The 11,042-nt window shown below is 49.8% G+C and carries 14 protein-coding genes; all 14 read left to right on the forward strand.

The genetic code is table 11. The annotated features are described in order from the left end of the window. Positions 1-55: 55 nt before the first annotated feature. The 14 genes from M4I36_RS05965 to M4I36_RS06030 all read left to right on the forward strand — a co-directional run bounded on the left by M4I36_RS05965 (position 56) and on the right by M4I36_RS06030 (position 10,904). A complete protein-coding gene (locus tag M4I36_RS05965; protein WP_258110803.1) occupies positions 56-1,090 on the forward strand; it encodes a rod shape-determining protein in 1,035 nt (344 codons plus the stop codon). 34 nt (positions 1,091-1,124) lie between these two features. Then, the gene (gene mreC, locus M4I36_RS05970) at positions 1,125-1,979 is read left to right on the forward strand and encodes a rod shape-determining protein MreC (RefSeq protein ID WP_258110828.1); all 855 of its coding nucleotides are present in this window, start codon (positions 1,125-1,127) and stop codon (positions 1,977-1,979) included. Next, positions 1,976-2,500: a rod shape-determining protein MreD gene (gene mreD, locus M4I36_RS05975; RefSeq protein WP_258110804.1), complete on the forward strand. Its 525-nt coding sequence runs from the start codon at positions 1,976-1,978 to the stop codon at positions 2,498-2,500. The genes mreC and mreD overlap by 4 nt, the downstream gene beginning before the upstream one ends. A gap of 104 nt (positions 2,501-2,604) precedes the next feature. Then, positions 2,605-3,300: a septum site-determining protein MinC gene (gene minC, locus M4I36_RS05980; protein ID WP_258110829.1), complete on the forward strand. Its 696-nt coding sequence runs from the start codon at positions 2,605-2,607 to the stop codon at positions 3,298-3,300. 28 nt (positions 3,301-3,328) lie between these two features. After that, positions 3,329-4,123, forward strand: a complete 795-nt coding sequence (gene minD / locus M4I36_RS05985) for a septum site-determining protein MinD (protein WP_258110806.1) — start codon at positions 3,329-3,331, stop codon at positions 4,121-4,123. Positions 4,124-4,232: 109 nt separating this feature from the next. Further along, entirely contained in the window at positions 4,233-5,189 is a 957-nt protein-coding gene (locus M4I36_RS05990; RefSeq protein WP_258110807.1) for a M23 family metallopeptidase, read from the forward strand. Between the two features lie 17 nt (positions 5,190-5,206). Beyond that, complete coding sequence (locus tag M4I36_RS05995; protein WP_258110808.1) at positions 5,207-6,100, forward strand: M50 family metallopeptidase; 894 nt, start codon at positions 5,207-5,209, stop codon at positions 6,098-6,100. 141 nt (positions 6,101-6,241) lie between these two features. Then, entirely contained in the window at positions 6,242-6,553 is a 312-nt protein-coding gene (gene rplU / locus M4I36_RS06000; RefSeq protein ID WP_258110809.1) for a 50S ribosomal protein L21, read from the forward strand. Between the two features lie 3 nt (positions 6,554-6,556). Continuing rightward, the gene (locus M4I36_RS06005) at positions 6,557-6,868 is read left to right on the forward strand and encodes a ribosomal-processing cysteine protease Prp (RefSeq protein ID WP_258110810.1); all 312 of its coding nucleotides are present in this window, start codon (positions 6,557-6,559) and stop codon (positions 6,866-6,868) included. A gap of 50 nt (positions 6,869-6,918) precedes the next feature. Further along, complete coding sequence (rpmA, locus tag M4I36_RS06010; RefSeq protein ID WP_258110811.1) at positions 6,919-7,218, forward strand: 50S ribosomal protein L27; 300 nt, start codon at positions 6,919-6,921, stop codon at positions 7,216-7,218. Between the two features lie 316 nt (positions 7,219-7,534). Continuing rightward, positions 7,535-8,044: a Spo0B domain-containing protein gene (locus M4I36_RS06015; RefSeq protein WP_258110812.1), complete on the forward strand. Its 510-nt coding sequence runs from the start codon at positions 7,535-7,537 to the stop codon at positions 8,042-8,044. A 3-nt stretch (positions 8,045-8,047) separates the two neighbouring features. Beyond that, a complete protein-coding gene (gene obgE, locus M4I36_RS06020; RefSeq protein ID WP_258110813.1) occupies positions 8,048-9,334 on the forward strand; it encodes a GTPase ObgE in 1,287 nt (428 codons plus the stop codon). Further along, entirely contained in the window at positions 9,318-9,707 is a 390-nt protein-coding gene (locus M4I36_RS06025) for a Mov34/MPN/PAD-1 family protein (protein WP_258110814.1), read from the forward strand. The genes obgE and M4I36_RS06025 overlap by 17 nt, the downstream gene beginning before the upstream one ends. Positions 9,708-9,887: 180 nt before the next feature. After that, the gene (locus tag M4I36_RS06030; RefSeq protein ID WP_258110815.1) at positions 9,888-10,904 is read left to right on the forward strand and encodes a GspE/PulE family protein; all 1,017 of its coding nucleotides are present in this window, start codon (positions 9,888-9,890) and stop codon (positions 10,902-10,904) included. Positions 10,905-11,042 lie beyond the last annotated feature (138 nt).

The following is an 11,042-nucleotide window of genomic DNA, read 5'->3' on the forward strand; positions in this document are numbered from 1 at the left end:
CACTATCTTTGATGGCGACAAGGGTTCAAGTGAATATCGAGGGGAGTTTTGTCGAATGTTTTCTGTTCGTGACATGGGTGTCGACTTGGGCACTGCCAATACTTTGGTGTACATTAAGGGGAAGGGGATTGTACTTCGCGAACCGTCCGTCGTAGCCCTGCGCACGGACACCGGAGGTATTGAAGCGGTTGGAACAGAAGCCAAGGAAATGATTGGTCGTACTCCAGGGAACATTGTTGCGGTTCGGCCACTCAAGGATGGTGTCATTGCCGACTTTCAGACGACATCGACCATGTTACGCCACTTTATTCGGCAAGCGATGAAGACAAAGTCCAACTGGTCGAGTAAGCCCCGTGTGATGGTCAGCGTGCCGTCCGGAATTACGGCAGTGGAAAAACGCGCAGTAGAAGACGCTGCGATTGAAGCCGGAGCCAAAGATGCACAAACTATTGAGGAGCCCATGGCAGCAGCGATTGGCGCTGGCTTGCCAGTCGGAGACCCAACCGGATCGATGGTTGTAGATATTGGTGGGGGAACGACAGAGGTGGCCATCATCTCCCTCGGGGGTATCGTGACCAGCCGTTCCATTCGTGTCGCCGGGGATGAATTGGATGAAAGCATCATTCAATATATCAAGAAGGCATATAACTTGATGATTGGAGATCGGACGGCCGAGAACTTGAAGGTGACCATCGGAACGGCACTTCCTGGACTAGATGCGGGAACCATGGAAATTCGTGGACGGGACCTCGTCAGCGGGCTGCCGAAGACGTTTACAGTGAGTTCTGCGGAAATTGGCGAAGCCATCTCTGACACGATTACCTCCATTGTTGAGGCGGTCAAGGCCACTCTTGAAAAATCGCCTCCGGAGTTGGCGGCAGACATTATGGATAGAGGCATTGTCCTAACGGGCGGCGGGGCGCTTCTCAGGCACTTAGACCGACATCTTTCGGAAGAAACGGGAATGCCCGTTGTCGTCGCTGATTCGCCGCTTGACTGCGTCGCCATTGGAACGGGGCGGGCTCTCGACAACTACGACATTTATCGGCGTCGCAACTCTATGGTTCGGAAATCGCAAAATCGCGCTTAATTTAACGATAGGATGTGGGATTCGGGTGTCCCGTATGTTTTCAGGTCGGCGTCTATTTGCACTGCTGGTGAGTGTGGTTTTGCTTATCTTGCTTGCCGGAGTGACTTTGGGCAATGCGGGCCGCATCGCGAATTGGCCGGAACAAATTGTCATGAACACAGAAAGCACCGTCTCTGGATGGATATATCAACCCGTCAGCAAGATGGCGTCCTTTTTTGCGGGAATCCGCACCCTTCGCCAAGTTTATAGGCAAAATGCTTTGTTGAAACAAGAGTTGCAGAACTACGAGTCGTTGCGCGCTCAACTTAGTGACAAAGAGGTTCAGATAGCGCAACTTCAAAACATGCTTGGCTACAAGAACTCCGCTCCTTCTGATTTAAAGCTGTTGCCAGCTGCAGTGACCGGGCGGGCGCCATCCACTTGGAATTCCGAGTTGACCATTGGTGAGGGAACCAGCGCAGGGGTCCGGCCGAATATGGCTGTCGTCGCACCGGACGGCAGCTTGGTGGGGCGCGTCGCTGTAGTGGCTTCGAACAGTGCTAAAGTGGTCTTGATTACGGACACTCGCCTAGGCGACGGTGTCTCAGCGTTGGTGCAAAATGGGTCTACTCACGAGCCGTTTGGAATTGTCGTTGGGTCCGTCCGACTTGCTGGTAAATTGCAGATGAGTTTTTGGGCTCCACTAATTCAAGTTCAAGTAGGTCAAGAAGTCGTGACTTCCGGTTTGAGTGATATTTATCCAAAGGGCATTGTCATTGGAAGCATCCAGGCTGTTCAGGACGGTCCGCAAGGGTCCGTGACGTCTGCTATCGTCACACCGGCTGCCAATTTGAATTACTTGCAAAATGTGTTCGTTGTAGAAAGCAAGCCGGGAGTGACGGCGAAATGAAATCCGTCCTCGCCTTTTTCGCGCTATGGATAGGGTTGATTTTCCAGTCCACCCTTTTTCAGATACCGCCCTTGAATGCAATCCATCCTGACTTTGTGCTTGTAGGTCTCGTATTGGTGGCGTTGACACGCAGTACGCGCAGTGTTTTGGTTTTGGCACTGCTTGTCGGCTTGATTCAAGATATTGTTTTTGGTTCGTTCATAGGATTGAACGCATTCTCTTACGCGGTCATCGGATATTTTGCTGCGGCCATCTTCGCTCAGTTTCTTCACAAAAACTTGGCCATCACCTTTGTCGTCACGGTCGTGTGCACATTTCTTCACGAGTGGTTGACATTTGGATTAACTCGGATGTTTGGTGTCACGGCATATTCGGGTCGCGCCGTATTGGCTACATCCCTCGAACAAATGTTTATCAATGGAATATTGCTACTGTTGCTCTATCCATTAGCGGTTCGTTGGCTGAAGGATCGTTCGACTGGAAAGTATGGGGAAACCGATTCGGAAGTTACAGCGAAATGACAGAATGCCTTTCGATGCCGTACCACGAAGTTTTGCAGGAGAAAGACTTTTAATAGCGAATTATGTTCGCCATGTCTAGAGTAATTTCCGGAGGAATTCATTTGATGCTTGATTCAGAGCGGTTGGCGACCGATTCAAAGCCGAATATCCTTCTCAAGGGCACAAAAGAGGGACTCCTTTTGCTCCTCAATGAGGTGGTCAGCTTTGAAAGTCTGTTGGAGGATTTATCCACACTCATTCATGGCGAAAAAAAATCCTTGTTTGAGGGCCCGGACTTAAAAATTTCGGTCGACTATGGTGAGCGGGTTTTCGCGGCTTCTGAGATTCGAGAAATTCTCGATTGCCTCGCGAAGCGAGAGAATTTGATTTTACGAGAATGGGGCCCATCTACCGCTGCGAAGCTTTCTTTGTTCAACTCTTCCAGGAAATTTGGTCCGCAAACTCTCCTCAAAGGCACAGTCCGAGCTGGACAACGGCCAGTTTTTGAAGGGGATGTGGTCGTCATTGGCGACGTTAATCCGGGCGCTGAAATTGTCGCAAGTGGTGACATATACGTTCTCGGTCGACTGCGTGGCATTGCACATGCCGGTTTTTTGGGTGATTGGTCGGCCATCATTGCTGCTGCAGAGTTTGCGCCGATGCAATTAAGGATTGCGGATATTGTCAGTCGGGCCCCTGAACGAGATGGTAAACCACTTCGGACTTTTATGGAATTCGCGTACCTTAAAGAGGACAGTATGGCAGTGGACAAGCTTGACTCACTCCATGCATGGACGGCCATGGCTCGTCAATCCTCGTAACTTGAGAGTGACCAATGGAGGGGTTTGTTTGGGCACCGCAATTGTTGTCACGTCGGGCAAAGGTGGGGTTGGAAAAACCACCTCAACCGCAAATATCGGAACAGCGCTTGCTCTATTAGGAAAGAGTGTCTGTCTTTTGGATGCAGATATTGGCCTGCGGAATCTAGATGTAGTGCTGGGATTAGAGAATCGAATTATATACGACATCATTGACGTCATTTCGAAGGATTGCAAACTAGAGCAGGCCTTGATTCGAGATAAGCGCTTTGAACATCTGACCTTGTTGCCAGCAGCGCAAACCAAAGACAAGTCGATTCTATCTCCGGAGACGGTCAAAGAATTGGTGGGGGCACTGAAAGAACTTCATGATTTTGTCATCATCGACTGTCCAGCAGGTATCGAGCTAGGGTTTCAAATGGCGGTTTCAGGAGCGGATCGAGCGATTGTCGTCACAACACCGGAGACTCCAGCAGTTCGCGATGCTGACCGAGTTATCGGACTCTTGGAGAAAGAAGGCATTCGCAATCCCCATTTGGTCGTCAATCGCATTCGGCCTCAGATGGTGAAACGTGGAGAAATGCTTGATATCGATGAGATTGTACAGGTGCTCGCTATCGATTTGCTGGGCATTGTTCCTGACGATGAGACGATTATCAAAAATGCCAACAAAGGAGAGCCGACTGTCATGAAGCCAGATTCTAAGGCTTCGTTGGCCTATCGCAATATTGCCAGACGTATACTCGGAGAATCCGTGCCGTTGCTTTCTTTTGAGGAGGCACCTGGGTTTTGGGGGAAGATGAAAAAAGTGTTTGGTGCGAAGTAGCCAGTGTCACCTCTCCTGTGAAGTTGGTGATTTGAGGGCGACTGGTGAATAAGTGTTTCTGTGTGGACATACCTTTTGTATTGAACTGCACAAAAGGAGATGTCCATACATGCCGTCGAAACGAAGCCTACGTCAACGCCTTCAAATATGGCTTGGATGGAATCCACGACCAAGAGAGAATGGTCCATCTGAGCCCTTCCCCGAAGATTCAACGGGATCACCCCGTGTCATTCCGACGTCGGTAGCAGAGGATGGTCGCGAGCGCGCTGAGGTGTTACCACCTCCAGCCAATTCAGCTTTGGCTCTCGCTCCACCGAAGAGGTGGGTTGATGAATCCTTTTCTCCATACGGATATGTGGATGACAACGGCGGTCTACAGCAACTGGACTCGCAGAACTGGCGCAGGGCATTCGGTAAAAAGTCGGGGCGTTTTGTGCCGAAGAGCGCAACTGTAAAAAACCGCTCGGTCGGTCTGCAAGCATCCTCAACAGGAAACGGATTTGTGTGGAAGATCATGATAGCCGGTCTGGTCCTCGCAGCTGGATTTTATCTTCATCAAACGCATGTGGGGACCATTCAACGAAAAGTCTGGACTGGCTATGAGTGGACAATGACCACGGACGACACCGGAAAAGTCACACCGTATTTGCGCTCCATTGCTTCCAAACTTCACTGGACACTTCCTACGTTCGGAGCACAGGCCGTGATGGCGTTGCACGACCCCATGTCTGGGACAATGTTACACGACTTCTCTGCGCAACATCCGCAAGTGGACATTCAAGGTCAGTCGTATCAAACCGTTCAGTCTGCCGGGTCAGGCAATGTATTGGCGGTTTCGAGGGTTGGTCATGTGTATCTTGTGGAGATTCAAAGTTCACCATTTGGGCGATGCGTCTACGTCGGACTAGGTAGCGTGAGCATCCAGAAGGATCAATACGTCTACGCTGGACAAGTGATAGGCCGCTTGCCGAAAGAGATGCAGCCGCCCGTATTACAATTTTCTCTCCTGCATGACGGAAAATTCGAAAACCCGAATGACTACATCCGATTTCCCGAAAACTCATGATGAGATGGACAGACCGCATGACTTCGCTTGTCTTACTTCGAAAACGCATGACGCAATGGCGATACAGTGCGCATCCTCTATTTGTTTTACTGATGATTGCCGCCGCTATCGTGGGACTCTTACCGCAGGCGCTGCTACTGTTCGTAGTCGTATTCTTGCATGAGATGGGTCATGCAGTAGCGGCAGAACTGCATGGATGCAAAGTGAAGAAAGTGACTCTGTTGCCATTCGGCGGTGTTGCTGAGTTAGAGTATGGAGCCATGGGTTTTCGACCGCGAGTAGAAGCGTCTATTGCAGTGGCAGGACCGGCGGTCAATCTGCTTCTGATTGGAATCTCTGTGTTACTTTCCGGGAATATCCATATGATTGAATTTGCTCGGGAATTGTTTGATCTCAACCTCTGGATTCTTCTGTTTAATTTACTGCCAGCACTTCCGCTGGATGGGGGGCGAATCCTTCGGGCGATCCGGTCTCGAGAAATCGGCTATGAATTGGCGACGCGGGAGGCATTTAGGATGGCATTCTGGGCTTCTGGCGCGGCACTCTTGCTCGGTCTAGCGTCTCTGGCGACAGGTCGTCCACATTTGGGAGCTTTGATGCTTGGAGTATTTCTCCTGCTCAGTGCACTCGGCGGTAGACGACGAGTTCGCGTGGAAACTATGCAGTTTCTCACGCAAAGAACGGCCTTGACCCAGGCAAGAAATCACCCGGTGCTCTCACTTGCAGTGAGTAAAGACTCTCTTCTACGCGACGTCGCAATCCGCTGCAGTCCAGACCGTTATATTTTGCTCTATGTGCTCGATACGGATGGTCGAGTCATGGGCATTATCGACGAGAGTGAGGTTTTACAGGCTGCGTTTCGTGGGGATTGGTTGCTGCGTGTGGGAGACCTTCTTCGTCAATTGACGTAGCGGCTCAACACATCTACTTGTAATTGTGCACAGTTCGTGATATCTTGGAGGCTGTCGTGTTATGCTGTTCCGCATGCTAAAGGTCTAATGTCGCACCGTCGACAACCCGCGCAGCGAGTATACGAAGAGGAGTTTTTGTGGATGTACGCTATTGTAGAGTCTGGTGGCAAGCAGTTCAAGGTTTCCGAAGGTGACGTCATTACTGTAGAGAAGCTGAACCACGAAGTAGGTTCGGAAGTGGAACTTGACAAGGTGTTCATGGTTGAAATGGATGGCACTGTTAAAATTGGACAACCATATTTAGCTGGCGCACTTGTGAAGGCGCGAGTTGAGAGTCATGGAAAAGCAAAGAAAATCATCGTTTTTAAGTACAAATCGAAAAAGAATTACCACAAAAAGCAGGGTCATCGCCAGCCGTTTACAAAGCTTAAAATTGAGTCCATTACGGTTTAAGTCGTGATTGTTCTGGAAGTTCGTCAAGACCAAGGTGCCATAGCCGAGTTTACAGTACGTGGGCATGCGCAGTTTGCGCAAGCGGGTAGTGACATTGTCTGTGCGGCTGTGTCCATCTTAGTCTACAATGCGATTAACTCCTGCGAGCGCTTCGGGAATGTCGTCCTGAAGGTCGTAGATGACGGAAAGACGATGCGCTGTCTGGTGCCTAAGCATCACTCGCAGACGATTGACGTGTTGCTGTCGTCGATGGTTTATGGCGTTGAGCAAATAGCGGATCAATACCCGGACCACGTAAGTGTCCGTTTTCGCTAGACATTCGAGTCAATACATGCTATTTCTACAGGGTGGGAGCGTGAATTTCTATGTTAATGCTTAATTTGCAGAGATTTGCTCATAAGAAAGGTGTTTCCAGTACGCGCAATGGCCGCGATAGTGAGTCGAAGCGTCTAGGAGTAAAACGTGGAGACGGCCAGGCGGTGACTGCTGGGAGCATCTTGGTGCGTCAAAGAGGAACAAAGATTCACCCTGGCACCAATGTGGGTATTGGCAAGGATGACACGCTTTTCGCTAAGGTCGAAGGGCGAGTCAAGTTTGAGCGCTATGGTCAAGGCAAGAAGCGAGTTAGTGTGTATCCTTTGGCTGAAGAGACTGTCACGGTCTGATGAGAGTTTTGATGCGTATGCTTTGTTTCGTCGAGCGCAATCCGCGGAGAGAATGACGCATTTCAAAAGTATGCGTGCCAGTCGGTGGTTACGTTCGGGGTTTGTAGGCTATGAAGTGTCTTTTCTCACATTATGAAGTGTCTTTTCTCACATGAGGAACCTGGGTCTTTGCGAGTGAGTCAAGGCGTGTCGTGGTAACCAACCAACAAAGAGGCGACCGGACGGGTATCGACTGGACGGAGTTCCCGATGTGGAAATGAAATGGATGTCACGGGTCTGGCGCTTGCGTCAGACCTTTTTGGGGGTCATGTAGAAGGTGAATGATTCCGAGGATATTTGGAAATCGCTTGATTTGCACCGGCATGAAGTGTTAAACGCACTGCAACTCATTCGGGCATATGGTCAACTTGGTAAAACAGAATCGCAGTTGGCACAAGTCGACCGATTGGCTGAATGGATTCACTCGCTGTCTTTATGGAATCGGGAATGGATAAAGCATAGCAAGCATTGCTTGCTGCTCGTCATGACAGATAGGCGTATTCATTTGTCGAATGTCGACACAGTAGATTCTATGAGCGCTGAAGACAGTCGCGTATTGGCCGCTTTTTTGAGTGGACTGACACAGTTGCTGTCCGTCATTGAATGGACCTCTGTACATCTCGCGATAGTCCATCGAAGTGTGGGAGAACCATGGCAGATATATCTGGATGGCTCCAGTGGAAGTATTCTTCACATAGAGCGTTTAAGAGATCTTTGTGTGGCGCACTCGACACGAAATGTCACATTTTTAATGCGAATTGAGAGCAATGCACAGACAGGAGGATGACGGTTGTTTATTGACAAAGCACGTATCTATGTCAAAGGCGGAGATGGTGGGAATGGAATTGTTTCCTATCGTCGTGAAAAGTACGTACCCTTAGGAGGACCAGCGGGTGGGGACGGTGGGCGCGGTGGAAGCGTGGTCTTGGTTGTGGATGAGGGATTGAGAACCCTCATTGACTTCAAATATCAGCGCCACATGAAAGCGAAACCAGGGGAACGCGGGAAGACGAAGAATCAGCACGGTGCGAATGCCGAAGACATGATGGTCAAAGTTCCGCCAGGTACAGTCGTGCGCGATGCGGACACTGGCGAATTCTTAGGGGACTTGGTGGTTCACGGGCAGAGATTGACCGTTGCATTGGGTGGACGGGGCGGACGGGGCAATACTCGATTTGCATCAGAGGCCAACAAGGCACCAGATATGGCGGAGAGGGGAGAACCGGGTCAAGAACGATGGCTCGATTTGGAGTTAAAAGTGCTAGCCGATGTCGGTTTGATAGGATTTCCGAGTGTTGGTAAGTCCACTCTGTTGTCCGTGGTGTCGGCCGCAAAGTCAAAAGTCGCAGCTTATCCTTTCACAACCTTGACTCCAGAGCTAGGAGTTGTGCAGGTGCGTGAGGGAGAGTCTTTCGTCATGGCGGACCTTCCTGGACTCATCGAAGGCGCTCATGAGGGCCACGGTTTAGGTTTTGAATTTTTACGCCATATCGAACGAACGCGTGTACTTGTTCACGTGATCGATATGGCAGCTGTTGATGGACGAAATCCAATACAGGATTATGAGGCGATTGAAAGAGAACTTATGTTGTATGCGGAGTCGCTTGGCAAACGGCCTCGCGTTGTTGTGGCCAATAAGATGGATCTCCCTCAAGCGGAAGACAACTTACAAGAATTTAAACGGACATATCCGGACATACAGATTTTTTGTATCTCTGGTGCCACGGGATTGGGCGTACGTGCTCTTATCGATGAAATCGAGAAGAAAGTGCAAGAACTTCCTCTAGAAGCTAGGGAATCAGGTAACGATGATAGCCAGTTTGTGGAGGAGAGGAAAACTTATCATTTCGAAGAGAGAACTCCATTCAAGATTTGCAAAGATGGATTAGTTTATGTCGTTGAAAGTAAAGATTTAGAGAAATTGATAAAAATGACGAATTTCTCGCAGGGTGATGCGGTAGTTCGCTTTCAACGAATCCTGAAACAGCGAGGAGTCGACGAGTCGTTGCGTAAGAGTGGTGCTGTGGATGGGGACACCATTCGAATTGGGGAGATGGAGTTTGATTTCGTGGAGTAAGTGTGCCCACTTACCGCCGTGGTGGACGTCGATGTCTGGCGAAGTGCTCGCTCATTTGCAGCAGGCGTTGCCTAATGAAGCGGCGGGTCTTGTCATGGCCCGCTCAGACTACATTTTCTTCTACAAGTTACCGGTTCTGGCTACGCGGGTTGCATTTCAGTTAACGCCAGATCATGTTCTGAAATTGGGCACCCGACTTGCAGAGAACGGGGAAGTCATACTCTCCACGGTACATTCCCATCCAAACGGGAGGCTGGGCATGTCGGCCCTTGACGGCAGTCTGGCCTGGTGGAGCAATGACCACTTACTGGTTAGCTTCGACTTAGTGACTACTTCTCACGTGATATCTTTCTATAAATCCCAATTATTATGACCTGATGGATAGAGCGCCGTCTGTTGTGTCATGGACCCACCCATCAACGATGACGTGCCTTGTCTAAAAATTATAGAAATATTAAATGGAGAAAACAGGTATGCGTTCTCTGTTTCGCGAATGCTAAAGGGCCTTAAATTTCAAAGGTTCGATTTGCAGACGGGGATAGGGGAGATATCGATGGAAGACATCCAATCGGTGATTTTCATCCAAGAGATACTTGATGCAGCTTTGTCGAAACGAGTTACTGATGTGCATTTTCATTTAGAGGAGGAACGGCTGCGCGTCCTATTTCGCATGGGTGGTCAAATAAAGCCGCACTTGACTTTACTCACGCAAGGAAAATCGATATCACGCCGGATTCGCGCTCTAGCAAAAATGGACATTAGCGATGCACGATTGCCTCAAGACGGGTCATTTGTTTGGGATGACGGCTTTCGTTCCTGTCAAATCAGAGTAGCGACCATTCCGACTATTCAGGGAGAGTCAATGGTACTTCGGTTGATGGACCACTTATCCGAAGAAGAGTCTTTAAAAGACTTGGGGATGAGCGAGGAAGACGAGCACAGGCTGAAAGGAGCGTTAATTCGCTCAGTCGGGCTATGCTTGGTGGCTGGTCCAACGAATGCTGGCAAGACGACCACTCTCTATTCTATGATGAGATTTCTCTCAAGCATGGGACGAGACGTCGTCAGCGTAGAAAATCCAGTCGAGCAACGCCTTCAAGAGTGTCGCCAGGTAGAAGTCCGCGAGCGGATTGGCTTGACGTTCGACTCCACTTTGCGGTCCCTACTTCGACAAGATGCAGATGTACTCATGATTGGTGAAGTGCGAGACGAGAGCACAGCTAAGGTTGCCATGCGTGCCACGTTAAGCGGGAGATTGGTCATCACAACGACCCATGCGCGGGACTTGGTCGGGGCTTTGGCTCGCCTTGAAGATTTGGGTTTTCCGCGCAGTTTGGCGGCAGATGTTTTAATCGCTATTGTCTTTCAACAGTTTGACAACAAACCCTGCCCACACTGTTCCGGAGCGGGTTGTGCTGAGTGCCATCTATCGGGCATCGACATCATCCGTCAACCAAAATTTGAGGTGAAAATTTTGTCTGACGACGATCGAGTTACGATTGCGTCGGCGGAGGACTGGGGACAATTGAGACAGAAATTTAGACAGTCGCCGGCGGGTTTGACAAAGTGATGAAAGTGCGGACCAACTTGCGGGATATCTATTTTCTTGAAGACTTAACACTACAACGCAGTAAATTTCCGCTGGACGTAGCCCGAAAAACATGATACGATTGGAGGCGGGATTCGGTTGTTGGGCATTCTATCGGAA

Origin of the sequence: Alicyclobacillus sp. SP_1, from assembly GCF_024706985.1 — a bacterium.
Taxonomy (GTDB): Bacteria; Bacillota; Bacilli; order Alicyclobacillales; family Alicyclobacillaceae; genus Alicyclobacillus_I.